The sequence below is a fragment of the Simiduia curdlanivorans genome (assembly GCF_030409605.1).
In the GTDB taxonomy this organism is placed as follows: domain Bacteria; phylum Pseudomonadota; class Gammaproteobacteria; order Pseudomonadales; family Cellvibrionaceae; genus Simiduia; species Simiduia curdlanivorans.
In genome coordinates this window covers 732,421-751,833 of record NZ_JAUFQG010000006.1, presented here as the reverse complement: position 1 = coordinate 751,833, position 19,413 = coordinate 732,421, and the positions used below count along the sequence as shown (strand labels likewise).

Below are 19,413 nucleotides of genomic sequence, written 5' to 3'. Positions count from 1 at the left end.
ACGCCGGCTTACATTTTTTCACTCACTTCAATGCCTAACATATCTAAGCCCAGCGCTAGGGTTTTAGCGGTTGCCTGGCTTAACATCAGGCGACTATTTTTTACCTGCTCATCTATACCCTCTTTTAACATGGGGCAGGCTTCGTAAAAGCTCATGTATAAACTGGCCAATTCGTATAAATAATTACACAAGACGTGGGGCAGTGCCTCGGTGCTCATTTGCTCGAAGGCTTCGGCTAATTGTAAAAGGCGCAGTGCCAGTGCTTTTTCTTGTTCGGTCTCTAAGCTAATGACGGCAGTGGTTGGTAAGCCGCCGGCTTTGCGAAAAATGCTTTGAATGCGCGTGTAAGCGTATTGCAAATAGGGCCCGGTGTTGCCTTCAAATGCCAGCATGGCGTCCCAATTAAACACGTAATCATTGGTGCGGGTTTTCGATAAGTCTGCGTATTTTACCGCGCCAATGCCCACTTTTCGGCCAATCTCGCTAACCTCTTGGCTAGAAAGCTCGGTGTTTTTCTCGGCCACGACCTTAGTCGCGCGCTCAACGGCTTCATCTAATAGTTCTGCCAGTTTTACCGTACCGCCAGAGCGGGTTTTGAAGGGCTTTCCGTCTGTGCCCATCATGGTGCCGAAGGCATGGTGCTCGAGGCTAACCGCGTCGCCAGCGTAGCCAGCTTTACGGCCGAGGGTGAATACCTGTTGCATGTGCAGCGATTGACGGGCATCGATGAAATACATAATGCGGTTGGCGCCGAGGGTGTTGACGCGATGGCGCATCGCCGCTAAATCGGTCGTGGCATAGAGGAAACCGCCGCCTTGTTTCTGGATGATGACCACCGATGGGTTGCCTTCCTTGTCTTTCATTTCGTCGAGGAATGCCACTTTCGCGCCTTGGTCCTCGACCGCAATACCTTTGTTGACCAGATCGGCAACCAAAACTGGGAGGTCATCGTTGTAGGCACTTTCGCCCATTACATCTTTGGGCGTAAGGGTTACATTGAGCTTGCGGTAATTTTCTTCGCCGTGCGCTAAGGAGATGGATTTAAATTCTTGCCACAGCTCCAAAATTCTAGCGTCGCCGCCTTGAAGTTTTACCACATAGTCGCGCGCTTTCTGGGCAAAATTTTCGTCTTGATCAAAATGCTGTTTAGATTGTTGGTAAAATTTTTCTAAATCTTTGAGTGCGATATTGGCGCTCTCGTTGCCCGCCAAATGTTCTTCCAATTCCGCAATCAACATTCCAAACTGAGTGCCCCAGTCGCCCACGTGATTTTGCCGAATAACCTTATGGCCCTGGAATTCCAGCAAGCGCGCCAGCGAGTCGCCAATAATGGTTGAGCGAATATGGCCCACGTGCATTTCTTTGGCGAGGTTGGGCGCCGAGTAATCGATCACCACCTTGAGCGGCTCGGCCACTTTATCTAAAGCCAGACGCGCGTCGTGCAATAGATGGGTCACCTGGTCGCTTAGCCAGGCGGGGTTGAGGTCGATATTGATAAAGCCAGGCCCAGCCACTTCTACCTTGGTGGCAATATCCGTTAAATCCAAATACTCAACAATGCGCGCTGCCAGTTCCCGCGGATTGGTTTTTAGCTGCTTGGCTGCGGCCATGGCGCCGTTAATTTGGTAGTCGCCGAAGCCGGCTTTTTTCGATGGTGCGACGCTGGCGTTAGCGCCGGCGGGAATGCCAGCGGCCAGCATGGCGGCCTCGGCTTTTTCGGTGAGTAATTGACGGATATTCATAGGGTATGTGGCTCTTGGGCCTGATTCGTTGTGACTACAAAGGTTGCGGATTTTAACGGCCTGTGGCCCAGTTGCAAGGCACAATGTTCGCGTCTGGCTGTGTAAAGGCCTGCCCAGTTGGTTACACTGCACGCCTTAGACCGTATTTTGGAGTCATTATGTCACAGCTATTAGCCACCGAGTCTCGTTTAACCGCACTGCGCCAATGTTTGAAGGATCTAGGTGTGCAGGCGTTTATTCAGCCCAGAGCCGATGAATACTTGGGCGAGTACGTGCCCGAACACAACGAGCGCCTGTGGTGGTTAACCGGTTTCACCGGCTCAGCGGGATTTGCCTTGGTGGGCCTCGAAAAGGCGGCGATATTTGTCGATGGCCGCTACACCATTCAGGTGAAGTCGCAGGTATCGGCCGATCACTTTAGCTACCAGAGCATGACTGACGACAGTTGGGAGGCGTGGCTAGCGCAATCTATGGACAAGGGTAGCGGCCAACAGCGGGTCGGCTACGACCCTAGAATGCACACCGCCAGCTGGGCCGAGCAAGCGCAAGCGTCGCTGGCCAAGCGTGGTTTGACCTTGGTGCCGGTGGTTAACCCCATCGATAGCCTTTGGCTCGATCGACCGGAGCCGAGTGTGGACGCCATCACCCTGTTCGACCATGCTGGAGCCGGCGCGACGAGTCTAGAAAAGCGCCAGCGAATCGGGGCGCTGATTGCCGAACAAGGCGCCGATGTGGCCCTGATTACTGCACTGGATTCCATTGCTTGGCTGTTAAACATCCGCGGTCAAGACATTCCCTGTTTACCGGTGGTGCTGGGTGCGGCACTGATAAATAGCCGCGGTGATATGACCTTTTTCCTCGATACCCGCAAGTTAGCTGCCGGCGTTGAAGCCCATGTGGGCGCCGGGGTTAGCTTTGCGCCAGAGGCCGACCTAGCGGCTGCACTGTCTGGCTTGAAAGATCAGCGCCTTCTAATCGACAGCGACCAATCGAATGCCTGGGCGCAACAATTGGCCAAAGCCGCCGGCGCAACCTTGGTACCAGGTAGTGATCCCGTGGCGTTGCCGAAAGCCTGTAAAAACGCCGCTGAACTAGCCGGTATGCGCGAGGCCCATATTCGCGATGCGGTAGCGGTGTGTCGCTACCTGGCCTGGCTTGATGCCGAGGTAACGGCTGGGCGTTTTCACGACGAAGGCCAATTGGCCGACAAACTGCTGAGCTTTCGCAAGGCGCTGCCGGAGTTTAGGGACACGAGTTTCGATACCATTTCTGCGGTAGGTGGTAACGCCGCCATGTGCCATTACAGTCACCTCAACGGCACCCCAGCCGTCATGCCAAATAACAGCCTTTATTTAGTCGATTCAGGTGGTCAATACCCAGATGGCACCACGGATATTACCCGCACGGTTGCCATAGGGCAGGTAACGGCAGAAATGAAACGTATGGTGACCTTGGTACTAAAAGGCCATATTGCCTTGTCTTTGGCGCGTTTTCCCAAGGGCACTACGGGGCATCAATTGGACGCGTTGGCGCGGCAATTTCTCTGGGCCGAGGGTTTTGATTACGATCACGGTACCGGTCACGGCGTCGGTCATTTTCTCAATGTGCACGAGGGCCCGCAGCGCATTGGCAAGAGCCCTGTAAGGGTGCCTCTCATGCCCGGGATGGTGTGTTCAAACGAGCCGGGTTATTACCGCGATCACGCCTTTGGCATTCGCATTGAAAATCTAGTGGCGGTGCAACACTGCGCTGCACTCGAAGGTTCAGAGCGGGAGACCTATGAGTTCGAAGTGCTGACCCTGGTGCCATTGGACACGCGGCTGTTTGACCTGAGCATGTTGACCGCGCAAGAGATAGAGTGGGTTAACAATTATCATTTGCAGGTAGCAAAGGCCATTGCGCCGCGCTTGTCTGGCGCCGATCTCGACTGGTTAGTGCAAGCGACCCGAGCCATAGGGTAGCGCTGAATTCGGGTAACAGGCGTCTTGGTGATAATGATTTAGCGCAGTTCTAGCAGACCGGTCAGGGATGAGATTTTCATCATTACCCAGCAAAGCACAGAGCCTATGCCATACTGTCATAAGCCTAAAATAAAAGGGTACTGCTAACACGTGCGTATACTCATCTGTGACGACTCTGGTATGGCCAGAAAGCAGGCGGCAAGATCACTGCCGTCTGGTTTTGCCGAGCATATTGTTTTTGCCGAGCACGGCGCCATGGCCCTCGAGGTATTTGCCGCAGAAACCATTGATCTATTGTTGCTCGATTTAACCATGCCGGTGCTGGATGGTTTCGAAACCCTAGCCGCCATGCGCGAGCGTCAAATTGAATGCGGCGTGATTGTTATCTCCGGCGATATTCAGCCCCGCGCCAGAGAAAAAGTGATGGCGTTGGGCGCGCTGGATTTCATTCAAAAGCCGATCGATGCGGACAAACTGCAAAAAACCCTGCGCGATTACGGCTTTATTGGCGCCGAAGAACCGATGGCCAAAGCGCAAGCATCAGCTCCTAGCGTGAGCCAGCCACTGCAACAGGAAGCACCTACCGCTGTTGCCGCAAGTCGCCAAGATCAAGACATAGCCGTAAGCCCACTCGATAGCTTGCGCGAAGTGTCAAACATTGCCATGGGCGATGCCGCCGCCAAACTGGCTAAGTTGCTCGGTACTTTTATTCAGCTGCCCATCCCCAATGTCGCTTGGCTAACGCCGGCGGAATTGGAAATGGCGCTTGGCGTTTTTCAGTTGGGCGGTCAAACAGTTGTCAGCCAAGGTTTCGTATCGCGTGGTATGGCGGGCGAAGCAATTCTCTATGCCGACCGCGATGGCGTGACTGGGCTGCGTCGGTTGATGGCCGAACTGCGCTCACAAGCCGAATCCAATAATGCGCCAATTTTAGACGCGGCATCGGTATTAATTGGTGCCTTTTTATCTCGCTTTGGCAAAGAAGTGGATTTGAGCTTCAGTAAAAGCCAGCCGGTCATGTTGGCACAAAATATTATGGGCAGTGAATATATTTACAACTCCGCGATTGACGATGTACTCATGGTGGAAATCCCCTACGTATTTTCCGAGCGCGGTTTTGGTTGCGATTTAATGATTCTAATGCCGAAGGTGAGCGGCGAGCACATATTAGAGCGCGTTGGTCTGTTGTTAGACGAGGAGCTCAACTAATGGAGATGCGCGAAGTACATTGGCTCATGGATATGGTTACCCATATCGACTTGGGGTTGGTGGTGTTTGACCGTAGCGGTAAAGTTGAGGTGTGGAACCATTTTATGGAAAACCACTCGGGCTACAGCTCTACAGAAATGCGCGCGCGCAGTTTATTTGAAACCTACCCAATACTTGCCGAACCTTGGTTCCAGCGCGAGCTGGATACCGTGTTACTACTGGAAAATGAAGTGTTCATTACCTGGGAGCAGGTGCCGCATTTGATGGCATTTTCAGCCTATCGCCCAGTGACCGCCAAATCGCATTTTATGTATCAAAATATTGTCCTGCGCGCGATTCACTCAGCCGAAGGTGAAACTAATCTCGTGACTATGACGCTTTACGACGTTACCGACATTGCGGTAAATAAATTGGCACTCCAGTCGGCCAATAAAGAGCTGGCTGTGCTGAGCCGCACAGATCGTTTAACTGGGCTGTTTAATCGTGGCTATTGGCAGGAGCAGTTAGAGCATACCTGGTCGCTACATAAGCGTTACAACCGGTTATACAGTTTGGTTATTTTTGATATCGACCATTTTAAAAAGGTTAACGACACCTACGGCCACCAAGCCGGTGATGTCATCATTAAATTGGTTGCGGCAATAGCGCAGGAGTGCGCGCGCGACAGTGATTGCGTTGGCCGCTACGGTGGCGAAGAATTCACCATTATATTGCCCCATACCGATAGCGAAGGGGCTCGAATCTTTTCCGAGCGCCTGCGTAAAAAAATTGAAGCACAAGTGGTCACCTATGAAGAACATGAAATACGCTTTACCGTGAGCTTAGGTATTGCACAAATAGATTCAGGTTATGACTCTGAAACCGCCTGGTTTGAAGCAGCAGACCAAGCGCTATATCAATCAAAACACGGTGGCCGAAATCTGGTGTCAATCGCGCCGACACCGGCCGGCACTTAGTTATGGTGCCATTGCCAGCAGGTTAAAATTTAATGCGCTCACTGCTCACCACCCAGCGCTTATTTGGGTCGCTTGCTATCGAATTAAACGGATAGCAGGTCACCAGCACAATACTTTCTAATGCGTATTTTTCCAATGCAACCTGATTAATGTCGATAACCTTTGCCTCGGTGATGCGGTATTCGATCCACGCACCCTGTGTATTCTGAATCGCGAGCCTCTGCCCAGGCTCTGCTTTTTCTAAGGCGGCGAAATGCGTATCTCTATGACCGCCTATTACGCTAAAACCCTGCCCAGGTGCGTCACTGCCCTCCACCAACCCTGGGCCGAAGGCTAAGCTGTTGCCTTGTGATCCATTTAGCACCACGAAAGTCTCTTCATTCGGAAGCTTTAAGCGTGCCACCGGTTGGGTGTCGGCCCAAGCCCAGGGCGCTGTTTTTTGTTCAGGTGCTGCGAGCGTTTTTTGCCAGGCCTGATTGATCAATAGTTGGGCAATTTCCGCTTTTATATGTATCCAACAGGCGTTGGCGCCGAAGTAAAGACTGCAAAGCAGCAGTAGGGTTTGTAGCAGGCGGGCATTTAGCAGGCGAATTAACATCGCCCTAGACACATTCATACCCCAAGCCTCCACACTCTGGTGCGGCCTAGGCGCCAGCCTCGCAATAGCAACCCAAGTAACAGAAGAGTCAGTGCAATCACCGTTTGTTGAGGTGCCGTGGTGGCTGTCTTTGGATAGGCAATCGTGGGCACCGTTTGACCAAAGGGCACGAGATTGGCAACCGGATTGGCGCTGAGTTTTTGATCTTGTGGGCGCTCGGCTTCGGGTGTTTCGTCCACCGCGATGAAGCTGGTATAGGGCGACAGCAGTTCGTGACGCAGGGCGATAGGTAAAACGTCGGCCCTTACCTCTGTGTCTTTTCTGCCGCGAACTTTTTCGTCGAGTAGTGCTTCAATCTTTGCTCTTGCCCATAAGGTTGCGATACCTTTTGGCTGTGTCGGCGAGATTAATGGCGCCTTTGCCGGCGTCGGTATATTCACTGTTACATCGCGGCTCCAGCGCGCGTTTTGGCTGTTGCCACTGACGCTGACGGTTTGTTGATCCGCGAGTTCGCCCTGAAATTTAACGGCTAACAGCAAGGGTTCGTGGGTGTATAAATCCGGAATCCGGTTCGGCCATATTTCAGTTTCAATGCCCGCCGGCCACTGCACCTTCACTTGACTCAATAGCGTTGCACCTAATTGATCAAATAGGGGCTGCATTTTTGTGGCCACTTCGTGGCTATCGCCGATATGGGTAAACGTACCTCGGCCAAATTGTGCCGCTTTGCGCATAAAAAAACTGTTCGGTGCCGAGCCTATACCAACGGTAAACAAGCGCGCATTGGCGAGCTTTTCGTGAATCAAGGCGAACAGTTGAGCTTCGTTGCCGACACTGCCATCGGTGATGAAAACGATTTGCTTTAACCAGTCGCTGTCGGTGTTGGCACTCAGTGCAGCATCTAAAGGTGGGTAAATTTCAGTGCCGCCAGAGGCCTGCAAATTGTTAACGAAACGTCGCGCCTTGGCTTGATTGTGTTGATCGGCGCTGGCCGAGTGCGCGAAAAGTTGGCTGAAGTTTGAATTGAACTCGATAATGTTGAATCTATCACTGGCGTTAAGTTTTGAAATGGCTAATAACAAGCTTTCCTTGGCTTGGATGATTGATGGGCCTGACATAGAGCCAGAGGTATCGATAATAAAGGTAATATCTCTGGCGAGGCTCGCGACTGCATTACGGCTCGTGGGTGGCACGAACAACAAAAGGCCGTAGTTCTCGTTATTAATGGTTTCGGTAAATAGCGCAATTTCAGGCTGCTGGTTGGCAACAGGCTGCCAACTGAGTTCAAAATCTCTATCCATTGCAATATAGGGTGTTTGGGTGCTGATGTGGTGGGTGTCGCCATCTTTATAAAGTTGAATGTCGTGATAGCTACTGCTAACCAGCGCCAAGGGTAGGCCTGCATTTAAGTCGATAGAAAGTTTCATTGGGTTGGTGAGCATGGCTTCGCGCTTAGTCGCGGCGGCGGGTGGGTAGTAGTAGGGCGTGATGCTTGCGGCGTCCGGCACGCTCGGCGTTGGCAGGCCCCAGCCCATGGCATTCAATAAAAAACTATCTGTTGCTAGTTCGTACCCGGAAGTGGATTCAGTCGCCGTTGCCGTGGGTTCATCTTCGGAGCTTGTTAGCATCAAGGGCGGGTTTGGGATGTAGCGCGGCGTTAAGGTCATCGGTAGGCGCCAAGAAAATTTTCCTTGTTTGTAATCCACCGGCTGGGTGACGTGCAGTTCAATAGAAATGCTTTCTCCCGGTGCTATGTTAGCGACTCTTTGGCTAAATACGTTGGGCCGGTGCTGCTCCGTCAGCGCGGCTTTCTTTCCCGCTTGTTGCGCTGCTTGGTAGATTTTTTTTGCTTCGGTTTTCTCCCGAATGCGTGCCACCACATGGCGCGCGCCAATGTGCATCTCCACGCGATTGACCGCAGAGGTCTCGCTCAATGGAAAGCTGTAGACCGCCTCTTGCCATTGGTCAGTCTGATTTTTAAAGTGTTGGCTTAGCACCAACCGGGCAACCATGCCGTTAATCGTCACCTGCGCGCGACTTTCTAGGTGGGTTGCTTGCACATAGTTGGCGCCTTGCTGAAACACCAAGTTGCCTGACTCAAGTTGACTCGGTTCAGAAACTTTATCGGCTCTGGCAATATCGGAAATGGCGAGGCCGAGTAATAAAAACGTGGTAGTGCCGATAACTTTCACCCAGTGGCGCTGGAGAAAGCCGGGGCGTTTTGGCTCTTCCAGAATCAAGTGTTTGGGGATACGGCGCGGTGTGAAGCACATAGTGTTCTCCTATAGGTTTAAGGCTAAATCGACCTCGTGATGTTATTTAGCGCGATAAAACCGTCGGGAAAGGGTGCAAAACTTGGCCAGTTGATGATCAATTGTGGCGAAATATGGCGAGGGTGACCGACACGGGCCTATACCGTTACAATGGGCGCAAGCAAAGGATCAATCTATGGTACGACATATTGCAGTAGTAGAGGATGAGGCCGATTTAGCGGCCAATTGTCGTTCGGCACTCGAGCGACAGGGATTCAAAGTTTCTGTGTTTGCCGACCGGCCCAGCGCGTTGACAGCCTTTCGCGCTAGGTTGCCAGACTTGGCCATTATTGATGTTGGCCTCGGCGCCGAGTTTGAGGGTGGCTTTGAGTTGTGCCGGGAATTGCGCAGTCTGTCTTCGTCTGTGCCCATTATTTTTTTAACCGCGCGCGACAGCGATTTCGATGTGGTGTCTGGTTTGCGTTTGGGCGCCGATGATTATTTAACCAAAGACATTAGCCAACCACACATGTTGGCGCGGGTGAACGCGCTGTTTCGACGCATTGACGCGCTCACCCAAGTAAGCCTTACCCATGCAGATCTGTTAACCCGTGGCGACTTGTGTATCGATCTAGATCGCATGTCGGCCACGTGGAAAGAACAAATTTTGGAGCTCACCGTCACCGAATTGTGGATTTTGCAGGCATTGGCCCGTCATCCAGGCCATGTAAAAAGCCGTCAACAACTCATGGATGCGGCAAATGTCGTGCTCGACGACAACACCATTACCTCACACATTAAACGGCTGCGAAAAAAGTTTCAGCTGATCGATACCGATTTTGACGGCATCAAAACCGCTTACGGTATGGGTTATCGCTGGGATGCGTAATGAGTTGTTGTTATGCAGTTAACCCGGCAGCTGGTGCTGGTTGGCACACTGACATTAATTTTGCCTTGGTCTGGGCTGCAATTTATTGCCGAAATGGAAGCAAGCTTGCGCGATGGCCAAACCCGCGCCATGAAAGCGAGCGCTCAGGCTGTAGCAAAATTGGTGGCGAGCGACCCAAACTATTTTAGCTTATTGAGCCGGCATCTCGGACCCGGTGCGCAAGAGGCTTTGTATGCACACCCCTTAATGGCCGCGCCTATTGTCGACGGTTACGACGATGAGTGGCGACATTTTCCTTTCGCCGCACGCCGCTTAACCGGCGCCGACCGCGACTTTAGTGCCGATTTACAACTGGCTTTTATTAACGGCCATTACTATGGTTTTTTGCGGGTACAAGACCGTCAGTTAAATTATCACAACCCGTCTAGGCACCCAGTTGCTAGCGGTGATTATGTTCAGCTCTTAGGCATTAGTACAAAGGGCTCCGTAACGACCTATAAAATTTCCGCCAGTGCACCAGGCAAGGCGCAAGCCTACCGGGAAGGGGCTGCGGGGCGTTTCAGCCAAGAGCACAGTATTAAAGCCTATTGGCAAGAGCGAGCCGGCGGCTATCAAATTGAGTTTCAGTTTCCCGAGGCGAATTTTGGCAGTGCTCTGGCACTAGCCGTTATCGACGCTGACGTCAGCGCGCCCAACAGAACGCTGGCCACGCATAACGCTTTGCAAACAGTGCCGTCGATAGTGCGTGTGCAGCCGCAGTTGGAAAATTTGCTCGCCGTTTTCGCCGAGCGCGATCAACGTTTGTATTTGTTGTCGGTGGATCAATGGTTGGTGGCCGATGCCGGACACTACGCAGGGCAATACCAGCCTAACGACTTTGATGATTTCAGTGATCAGCTTGATCACTCGCGCTACCAGTGGTTGTGGCGGCTGTTTATTCGCCAGCCGAGTTTTCCAGCATTAATCGACCCCGCCATTGACGGCCGTTTATCGACGCAATTAGGGCAAGCTCAAGCGAGTGGTTTAGTCCATAGCCAATGGTATCGGCAGCGCGAGAGTTTGGTGGCGCGCGTGGTGGTGCCTATTACCGTGGCTAGCGATCAAACTGCGGGCTTCGTCGCCATCGAGCAGGCCACCGACAGCGAAAGTGCGGCATCGGCAAGCGCCCTATGGCGTTTGTTGCGCTACAGCTTGCTGTCTGTGTCGGTAATCGGCTTGGCGTTGATTGGCTACGCCAGTTGGCTAAGCTGGCGGGTGCGGCGTTTGAGTCGCGCGGTGGAAAATGCGCTGGGCGAGCAGGGTGCCATCGAACAGGCGCTGCCGGAAAACCTTAGCGCCGATGAACTGGGTGATTTAAGCCGAAGTTTTTCCCGTGTGTTGGGTCAGTTGCACGAGTACACCAGTTACTTGAAAACCCTGTCGAGTAAATTGTCGCACGAGTTGCGCACGCCCTTGGCCGTGGTAAAAACTTCGCTTGATAATTTACAGCATGAAACATTAACCGAGCAGCGCGCGATTTATTCCGAGCGCGCTCAGGCTGGCGCCAACCGTCTATCGGGCATATTAAATGCCATGAGCGCGGCGAGTCGCTTGGAAGAGTCTTTGGTGCAATCAGAGTTTGAGATGATTGAACTAGGCGCCTTAATCACCGAACTTGGGCAGGCCTATAGTGATATCTTCGCACGCGCCATCGATGTAGAAATCGAGCCTGTTGATTGTATCGCACGGGTAGTGCCGGAACTGTTGGTGCAGCTGTTGGATAAACTGGTGGACAATGCGGTCGATTTTTGCCCGCCCGATGGTCGCATTGTGTTACAGCTAACGCGCAAGGGTGACTGGTTTAGCCTATCGATTGATAACGATGGCCCTCTATTGCCGAACGTGATGCAACAGCAACTGTTTGATTCACTGGTGTCTGTTCGCGCTACAGCCAGTACGGAAAAGGCCCACCTCGGTTTAGGTTTACACATAGTGCGACTGATTACATTGCACCACAAAGGTAAGGTTCTCGCGGCTAACCGCAGCGATAAAACCGGTGTTGTGTTCACGGTACTTTTACCCGCTTCATAGTCTGTCTTTTCGCCCGCCACATTTCGTCATAATTCATCCGTAAACTGTCGCTTTCCTGTCACAGCTTCGCCCGTTTGAATTGTTTTACTAAGCATCAAGGGAAACAACCCGAGCGAAGTAAACAGATTCAACAAGGTTTATGCCAACAACACACAACAGGAAAATGATCATGAAAAAAGTTATCGCAGCCTCTATCGCCATCGCCACCTTTGCCCTGAATAGCCCAGCGGCCAAAGCTGATTACACCGAAGTTAAACAAGGCACCGCTTTCACTACCGGCAGTGTGGTTGGCGCGGTGCTAGGCGGCCCTATCGGCATGTTTATCGGCGCATTGGGCGGTGCCTATGTAGCGGAACAAATTAAACAAGTTGACCAACAGGAGGATCTCGCCGTGGCATTAGTGCAGGCCGAACAACAATCAAAAGTATTGAGTTTAGAACTGGCCAGGCGCAATGCGGAGTTGGCCGAGCGCGAGGAAAATTTGGCCCAGTTGCAAGACCTTGCGCTCGATAAGTTACAGCTACAAGTCATGTTTCACACAGGTTCAGATGTACTCACCGAGCAGGGCGCGCAACAAGTTCAATCGCTGGCGACATTTTTATCGAAAAATACTGACCTAGTCATTCATCTCAATGGTCACACAGACCCACGCGGTACCGATGAATACAACAATGTGCTGTCGCAATACCGCGCCATCTCGGTACAACAAGCGCTCGAAGCGCAAGGCATAGAGTCCGATCGCATTGCCGTTAGCGCCTACGGTTCGGGCCAGTCGCGCGCCAATCGTGGTGACTTGGAAGCCTACGCATTGGAGCGCCGGGTCGATATCGACATCATCAAGCCGGCGCACGAAGCCATGGCAATGGGTCACTAACAAGCTTCTAAAGCCCCTGTGTGTCAGGTGCACAAGGACGCGCACGGTAAAACACTCCAGTTAATTCAAGGAAGAACTAACTGGAGACCACTAACCAAGGAGGTGTGAAACTATCTGAGTTTATAAAGCGTAATTTTTTGTGTGCTGCCACACAGCTTGCCCACCCCGCGTGGGCCTTTTACGTCCAGGGATAATGGTATGGACCCACTCCACTTCTAAAGCGGCTTCGCAATGAGCCAAAATGGAAGTTACGAACATACCATTTAACAGAATGAGGAGTGGGTCGAGATGAAGATTACAACGATTGGGCTGGATATCGCAAAGTCTGTTTTCCACTTAGTGGCTGTAAATTTACGAGGCAAGCCGTTAAAGAAGAAACAACTAAAACGGCATCAGCTCTTGGCTTACTTTGCCAAGCTAGAGAGTTGCTTGGTTGTTATGGAAGCTTGCGGCAGTGCCAACTATTGGGCAAGAGAGCTTCAAGCCTTGGGGCATGATGTGAAACTAATAGCGCCGCAGTACGTGAAACCGTATGTCAAAGGCAACAAGAACGACTACAACGATGCGGAGGCAATTGCTGAAGCAGCTCAACGCCCTACTATGCGCTTTGTGCCCATTAAGAATATTGAGCAGCAAGATGTTCAGAACATACATCGACAAAGAGAGCGTTTAAAGGGCGAGCGTACAGCCCTGTCGAACCAGATAAGAGGGTTATTAGCGGAGTATGGCGTAGCGATTCACAAGGGTATTGCTACCTTGAAACGAGAATTGCCATTGATACTCGAAGACGGGAGTAACGCTTTAACCGTAGGTGCTCGGGAACTGTTTGCAGAACTGTTCGATGAGCTCATAGCCATTAACGAACGCCTAGAGCGCTGCGAGCAACGTATAAAAGCGGTTAATCAGGGTAATGAACAGTGCCAGCGTTTAGATGAGGTGCTCGGTATTGGAGCTATTACCGCAAGTGCACTGTATGCAGCGGCTGGTGATGGTAGTGACTTTGTGAATGGCCGACACTTCTCCGCGTGGTTAGGCTTAGTACCGGGTCAGCACAGTACGGGTGGTAAGCCCGTGTTACTGGGTATCAGTAAGCGAGGTAATTGTTATTTGCGCACCTTGCTGATACATGGGGCACGCGCAGTACTGCGGTATTCTGCGGAGAAAACAGATCGCTTTAGCCGCTGGGCGCAATCGTTACTGGAGCGAAGAGGCCACAACCGAGCCTGCGTCGCCGTAGCAAATAAGTTAGCCAGAATTGCTTGGGTGATCATGGCAAAAGGCGAGCGCTATCGCCCTGCGGTATAGAGCAGCGTTTTATCACAGTACGCGATAGCGTACTGCAAGAGTTTAACCCGTCGCGTCAGTTGCAAAGATAGATTGATTGGATGGTGAGATAGGTCAGACCGGCTCGTTCAAAACCTGTTCCGTGCATTGGCTTTAATAAAGCCGTAGGGATGATGAGGAGGACGAGCGCAAATATCCATCGGGGCCAGGAGGACAAAAACTTCCACCAACAGGCCGGATATATGAGAGCAATGACTTTTATCCATTATCAGAATCAAATGTCTTGCAAACGGGGTGGGTCCATATATGGACCGTATCCGAAAAGAGGCAGGACGCCGCTTCGGATTCTCTCAGTCAGAGTGCCACCAAGCAGCAAAGTGCATACACTCCATGTCATTCGTACGGACCGTATCCGAAAGGAGGCAGGACGCCGCGGTCCGACGTTTCGGTTCGGATTCTCTCAGTCAGAGTGCCACCAAGCAGCAACGTGCATACACTCCATGTCATTCGTACGGACCCTATCCGAAAGGAGGCAGGACGCCGCGGTCCGACGTTTCTGTTCAGACTTTCCAATCAAAGCACTAATTAGTGCCTTTGTAATTTGGCAACCTAAATAATAAGCGTCCTTGCCGCTTAGTAAGTGTAATCTGCCGGTCTATGAGGACCTAAAACAATCGAATCGATGCAGTGTAGAGCCGCAACCTAGCGGCAGCCAAGTTGCTCAATGTCGATATCGCAAGGAAGGTAACGAGCTAGTACGGCTTTATAACTACCCTCTAATTTCATGGCTTCTAAGTTGGCATTGAACTGTTGCACGAAATCTGCGCTGACGCTTTTTTTACTGAAGGCCATAGCGGCGGCCTGACCGGAAATTTCAATGGTACCTTTATGGATGACGTGCATCAACCCGAGTTCCTGTAGCTCCCTGAGCGCAGTTACTTCATCGGCGATGAGCCCGTCTAATCGATTAACCGCCATCATCTTCCAGCCGCCTTGCCGGTTTGTCATTTTCAGCAGCCGCTCATTAAGCGCGGGGTTTTGGTGCAGCTTTTCGAAGTCGCCGTTGTAGTTGACCCCGATCTGGGCGCCCAAGCGAAAATTTGTGCCCATAATATCCGCGAGCTGCTTTAAATCGTATTTTTCAGCGGCCGTCGTTGTGATGAAAAGTACATTAGGTGAACGGTTGATAGGAAGAGAAAAATACGCAAAACGCTCTCGATTGGTATCGATAAATGCGCCGAATAACAGGTCCAGCCGGCCAGCTTCTAGCTCAGCCAAGGCTCGCGCCCAAGGTAATTGCACGAATTGAGGTTCACAGTTTAAACGCTGCATTAGCGCACGACTGAAATCTATGTAGATGCCGTGTAATTCACCATCGTCGCTACGCCAAGAATAAGGCGGGTCGTCACTCCAACGCACAGTTTTAATGCATTTGGCGCTAAGGTTTCCAGCGCCTACCAAGAATACGAGACCAAGAAAAAAGCCGACCAAGGATTGGCTTTGAATGTTCATGCCGCCAGATTGATTGTTCTGTTGGACCATGTCTTCCTTCAATCTATTTGCACAGCTATCGGAATTTAGGCCGAGCTAGAATCTTAGTATAGAGTGTTTGGCAACGGGCTGCTAAACCTGTCTTTCTGAGCCCTATTAGTGCCATATCTTCCCGATGGGTTTTGCGAGCACTAAGCCGCGCTATTGGGATAGCCTTGGCATGCGCAGTAGTCCTGTCTACTGTATATCATCCATCGCTAATTTGCCCTCCGCTGGCGTGCTAGGGCTAATGATAATAGGGCTTTCAGGCTTTCTTATCTGCCTAGAGTTCAGGTGTAGTAGCTCTGAGATATATCACAAAGATTCGTAGTAAATAAAATTTTCATGAAAAAATTTTATTTACCTAACCTTGAAATTTCCTCAATAAAACCTAGATACGAGGTGTGATTGGGTAGTCCGTTGGAGGCCTTTTCACCCTTAATTGCTTTTATTTTGTGTTGCTTCTTAAAGGAGAATATTCTATGAAATCAATTGACTTAACACCTCTCTATCGCAGTAGCGTTGGTTTTGATCGCTTGGCATCGTTGATCGATAGTGCCTTAACAACCGATACAAGTGCGAGCGGTTATCCGCCTTACAATATCGAGGTGTGCGAGGACAACCAATACGCCATTACTTTGGCCGTTGCCGGTTTTACTCAGGCTGAACTCGATATTCAAGTTGAAAAGGGCGTACTAACCGTTCGCGGCACTAAAGGCGCCAAAGATGACGGTCAGTACCTGTTCCAAGGTATTGCTAACCGAACCTTTGAACGCAAGTTCAATTTGGCAGATTATGTCGAAGTGACCGGCGCAGATCTTTCTAATGGATTGCTTACCATCGATCTCGTGAAAGAAATCCCCGAGGCCATGAAGCCTAAGACTATTGCCATTAACCACCGCGGCAATGTATTGGAACACACGGCAAAGGAGGATATTAACAAAGGCGATAAGGCGGCCTAACTCGACCTAGGGTGCACGTATGTGCACCCTTTTTTTGTGGCTGTCATTATCAACCCTAAGGATTTTGCTGGGGAAGATGGAGAGCTGGGAAGTGGGCCGGATCTTGTCGGCTTCGACATTCGATTGAGCAATCCGTGTCGATAGTCTTTACAAATGCGGGCCTAGGTTTCGACCCGACGGTTAGCTAGTTTCTCTGTGATGGACACACGCTCCAGTTTTGCGTCGATGCGGCGTTGTGAAGCCCAATATCTCGGCGCTTCGCCAAGCCCATCATGCTAAGACTTAGCAGCCTTACATCGCTTCTGGGTGGGCGCTAAAGGCGAAACATAGCGTATTGCGCTAGGCTTTATTTGAAGTTCACACAGGTCAGGAGGCCTTAGTTGACGACTGTCCTTGCTCCTGTTCTGGCTGCGCACGCATAATAACCGGGCTTTCAACCCTAGTCCTACAGGAATACGCATGAATAACCACGATATATTGCGCCGCATCCGTTACGTCTTTGACTTTAATGACACAAAGCTTATCGCGCTGTTTCAGATGGGAGGTCAGCGTGTCACTCAAGCACAGGTTAGCGAGTGGTTAAACGCTAAAGATGAGACTGATACCGAGTTATGCAGTGATACCTATCTCGCGGCATTTCTCAATGGCCTTATTGTCGAAAAGCGCGGTAAAAAGGAAGGGGTTGATCCGCTACAAGAACGGTTGCCGGAAACGGTGCTCACTAATAACAGTATTCTCATGAAATTGAAAATTGCACTCGATTTGAAGGCGGAAGACATGCTTGCCATTCTGTCTTTGGCGAAAGTGAATATTAGTAAGCATGAGTTGAGTGCGCTGTTTAGAAAGCCGGGCCATAAACATTATCGGGAATGTATGGATCAATTTTTACGCAATTTCCTCGCCGGTTTGGCTTTGCAATATCGCTAGGTCGTGACCGCGGAACTTTCTAACCCCTGATTACATGTCTGTGTTTAATGTAGAATTTGGTTATTGCTAACTAAGTTGTCTGCTTAATTTTTATTTTTAATCTAGTGTAAGGAGCTTGATATGTCGTATGTCGATGGATTTGTCGCCGCTGTACCGAACGAAAATAAAAGCCAGTATGTAGAGCACGCCAAGGTTATGGCGGCTGTTTTTAAGCAGCATGGCGCACTAGAAGTGGTCGACACATGGGGCGATGATGTGCCCGATGGCGAAGTCACGTCTTTTCCAATGGCCGTGCAAAAGAAGGAAAATGAAACGGTCGTGTTCTCTTGGATTATTTGGCCGTCGAAGGCGGTTAGGGATGCTGGTTGGCAAGCAGCCATGGATGACCCAAAAATGCACCCAGATAACAATCCCATGCCATTCGACGGCAAGCGACTTATCTATGGCGGCTTTTCAGTTGTATCTGAAGAATAAGGTTTGATCACGGGTTGGGTTCTTGAGTTATCGGGATTATAGGCTTGGTTTATTTTACCTCGAAGAAGGTGAACCGACAGAATTGAAGCTTAACCGGATTTTTCCCCTTAACGTAAAGGCCCCAAGTCAACATTGTCCAATGTTCTGCCGGTCACCCTTAAGCTAGTAGCACCGAACCGAACTATTTCGGGCAGTGTGTGGTGGCCTAAATGTTACTGCCGGGTATAGCGGCCCATAAACGCTGTTTGCCATTGGCCTTCTTTATCAGTGGACTGCCAGTGTTGGTGCACGCTGCCATCGGCGTTCGCTGTCCAACTAATGCGGTGTTGGGTTATCACACCGTTTGCGCTTTGGGTTTGCCCGGCCAGAATCATGCTGCCTTCGACCATACCGCCTTCGACCATACCGCCTTCGAGCAAAAGTAACGTGCCTTGGTTATCCACCCAAGTCTGATGCCAGCGCTCGCGCCCGGCGTCGTAAATATTCAGGCTTTCGCCCGTATAGCCTTTGACCGTCTCGTAATGTTCTTGCACGACACAGCCGCCATAGCTGCGGGTGATATTGTTAGTGCCGGCTAGCGTGCCGTTAGGGGTGTAGACATTCCAGTGCCCGAGCCAGAAATCAAATTGGCGGAAAGCCTCGCCCTCGCACGGTGCGGCCTGAGTATTCAATGCGTTGCAGACGAGGGCGGTGGCGAGCAATAGTTTATTCATGTGTGCTCCAGTGTTGCGAAAACGGATGTTGTGAGAAGTGCGACCCGAATAGACTAGCAGTCTATTAATAAGTGAGCAGGTCTAGGTCGGATAGCTGAGGTGCGCTGACATGACGTTGAGATAGACGCTCGTCGGCACGGTCAAGCGGTTCGAGGTTTATGGTGGAACGCGGTTAACGGGCATGGATGTTAAGTGCGATGAAGCCGAGAATTGACAGCTACCAAATGGCGCTCATTGCGCGCAGCATCCACCAGCAATTATCACACTTAATTCAACTTCTTCACTTCGCAAATGAACTCGGAGACCGAGCCCTATATTGAATGCTCGATGATGTGGGTGAGCTTTTACATTGTCCCAATCATTTTTCGAAGCCTTGGCAGCCAAAGATACCAAATATTCTTAGAGCCCAGCTTGACCCATAGGGTGTTAATTGGGCCGTCGTGCTAAGCTTGTCGGCTACCGCAGCAGCCAGCCTTTAGGGTTGCTGCTTGTCCTTTCCCCCTGTGTTGGGTTATTAAATGTCAGACAAAATGTTTTTCATGGGCCGCATTGATGCGCGCGAGAATCATGTAGCATTCGGCTATGAAGCAAAGAGTAGTGTTAAGGCTGGCACCAAGAAAAAGCCCCTAGTCTTGGTTGTTACCAGCGAGGCTAGAAAACAGGAAATGCAGGCTTTGGTGGCTGAAGCTAAGTTACATGCTGTGGTTAGTGTAGACACGCGCGAAGGTGCGGTTGAATCTATCGCGGAGCTCACCGCACTGCTTGGTAAGACTGGCACGGTTACCGTCGAAAAAACACCAGCGCGTAATGACCCTTGTATCTGTGGTAGTGGCAAAAAATTTAAGAAGTGTTGCGGGTAAATGAATTAATTAGCCTTGCTGTTGATGTCTTTTAATTCTCAATATTATTCTCGGAAATTTTACCAGTGCTGATGGTTTTCTCATTGCCTTTTTATGCGAGCCATAGACTAAG

The 19,413-nt window shown here is 50.9% G+C and carries 16 protein-coding genes; 11 read left to right on the top strand and 5 right to left on the bottom strand.

Annotated elements, in window-relative coordinates:
* Positions 1 to 8: 8 nt before the first annotated feature.
* Positions 9 to 1,742 (bottom strand): arginine--tRNA ligase, encoded by a 1,734-nt coding sequence (gene argS, locus QWY82_RS17110; RefSeq protein ID WP_290264821.1) that lies wholly within the window; start codon positions 1,740 to 1,742, stop codon positions 9 to 11.
* A gap of 158 nt (positions 1,743 to 1,900) precedes the next feature.
* On the opposite strand from argS, the gene QWY82_RS17105 reads away from it, so the two are divergent.
* The 3 genes from QWY82_RS17105 (at position 1,901) to QWY82_RS17095 (ending at position 5,868) form a co-directional block, all read left to right on the top strand.
* Complete coding sequence (locus QWY82_RS17105) at positions 1,901 to 3,703, top strand: aminopeptidase P family protein (protein WP_290264820.1); 1,803 nt, start codon at positions 1,901 to 1,903, stop codon at positions 3,701 to 3,703.
* Positions 3,704 to 3,853: 150 nt separating this feature from the next.
* The gene (locus QWY82_RS17100; protein ID WP_290264819.1) at positions 3,854 to 4,912 is read left to right on the top strand and encodes a response regulator; all 1,059 of its coding nucleotides are present in this window, start codon (positions 3,854 to 3,856) and stop codon (positions 4,910 to 4,912) included.
* The gene (locus tag QWY82_RS17095; protein WP_290264818.1) at positions 4,912 to 5,868 is read left to right on the top strand and encodes a sensor domain-containing diguanylate cyclase; all 957 of its coding nucleotides are present in this window, start codon (positions 4,912 to 4,914) and stop codon (positions 5,866 to 5,868) included. Before QWY82_RS17100 ends, QWY82_RS17095 begins: the two co-directional genes overlap by 1 nt.
* Positions 5,869 to 5,890: 22 nt before the next feature.
* On the opposite strand, the gene QWY82_RS17090 is transcribed toward QWY82_RS17095, so the two are convergent.
* Both QWY82_RS17090 and QWY82_RS17085 read right to left on the bottom strand, forming a co-directional pair.
* The gene (locus tag QWY82_RS17090) at positions 5,891 to 6,484 is read right to left on the bottom strand and encodes a class GN sortase (protein WP_290264817.1); all 594 of its coding nucleotides are present in this window, start codon (positions 6,482 to 6,484) and stop codon (positions 5,891 to 5,893) included.
* Positions 6,481 to 8,739: a marine proteobacterial sortase target protein gene (locus tag QWY82_RS17085; protein WP_290264816.1), complete on the bottom strand. Its 2,259-nt coding sequence runs from the start codon at positions 8,737 to 8,739 to the stop codon at positions 6,481 to 6,483. Before QWY82_RS17085 ends, QWY82_RS17090 begins: the two co-directional genes overlap by 4 nt.
* 175 nt (positions 8,740 to 8,914) lie before the next feature.
* Here QWY82_RS17085 and pdsR point away from each other — a divergent pair, with 175 nt between their 5' ends.
* From pdsR to QWY82_RS17065, 4 genes are all read left to right on the top strand, one after another.
* A complete protein-coding gene (gene pdsR, locus QWY82_RS17080; RefSeq protein WP_290264815.1) occupies positions 8,915 to 9,607 on the top strand; it encodes a proteobacterial dedicated sortase system response regulator in 693 nt (230 codons plus the stop codon).
* Between the two features lie 12 nt (positions 9,608 to 9,619).
* Positions 9,620 to 11,677, top strand: coding sequence for an ATP-binding protein (locus tag QWY82_RS17075; protein ID WP_290264814.1), 2,058 nt, complete (start codon positions 9,620 to 9,622; stop codon positions 11,675 to 11,677).
* Positions 11,678 to 11,846: 169 nt separating this feature from the next.
* On the top strand, positions 11,847 to 12,551 hold the full coding sequence (locus QWY82_RS17070) for an OmpA family protein (protein WP_290264813.1): 705 nt from the start codon (positions 11,847 to 11,849) through the stop codon (positions 12,549 to 12,551).
* A 288-nt stretch (positions 12,552 to 12,839) separates the two neighbouring features.
* The gene (locus QWY82_RS17065; RefSeq protein WP_290259239.1) at positions 12,840 to 13,856 is read left to right on the top strand and encodes an IS110 family RNA-guided transposase; all 1,017 of its coding nucleotides are present in this window, start codon (positions 12,840 to 12,842) and stop codon (positions 13,854 to 13,856) included.
* 681 nt (positions 13,857 to 14,537) lie between these two features.
* Here QWY82_RS17065 and QWY82_RS17060 read toward each other — a convergent pair.
* Positions 14,538 to 15,377: a substrate-binding periplasmic protein gene (locus QWY82_RS17060; protein ID WP_290264812.1), complete on the bottom strand. Its 840-nt coding sequence runs from the start codon at positions 15,375 to 15,377 to the stop codon at positions 14,538 to 14,540.
* Between the two features lie 470 nt (positions 15,378 to 15,847).
* Between QWY82_RS17060 and QWY82_RS17055 the strand changes: the two genes are divergently transcribed.
* From QWY82_RS17055 to QWY82_RS17045, 3 genes are all read left to right on the top strand, one after another.
* Complete coding sequence (locus QWY82_RS17055) at positions 15,848 to 16,327, top strand: Hsp20 family protein (protein WP_290264811.1); 480 nt, start codon at positions 15,848 to 15,850, stop codon at positions 16,325 to 16,327.
* Positions 16,328 to 16,786: 459 nt separating this feature from the next.
* A complete protein-coding gene (locus QWY82_RS17050) occupies positions 16,787 to 17,254 on the top strand; it encodes a YehS family protein (RefSeq protein ID WP_290264810.1) in 468 nt (155 codons plus the stop codon).
* Positions 17,255 to 17,374: 120 nt separating this feature from the next.
* The gene (locus tag QWY82_RS17045; RefSeq protein ID WP_290264809.1) at positions 17,375 to 17,728 is read left to right on the top strand and encodes a DUF1428 domain-containing protein; all 354 of its coding nucleotides are present in this window, start codon (positions 17,375 to 17,377) and stop codon (positions 17,726 to 17,728) included.
* A gap of 212 nt (positions 17,729 to 17,940) precedes the next feature.
* On the opposite strand, the gene QWY82_RS17040 is transcribed toward QWY82_RS17045, so the two are convergent.
* Entirely contained in the window at positions 17,941 to 18,441 is a 501-nt protein-coding gene (locus tag QWY82_RS17040) for a 6TM ABC transporter family protein (protein WP_290264808.1), read from the bottom strand.
* Between the two features lie 518 nt (positions 18,442 to 18,959).
* Between QWY82_RS17040 and QWY82_RS17035 the strand changes: the two genes are divergently transcribed.
* Positions 18,960 to 19,301, top strand: a complete 342-nt coding sequence (locus tag QWY82_RS17035; RefSeq protein WP_290264807.1) for a PBPRA1643 family SWIM/SEC-C metal-binding motif protein — start codon at positions 18,960 to 18,962, stop codon at positions 19,299 to 19,301.
* Positions 19,302 to 19,413 lie beyond the last annotated feature (112 nt).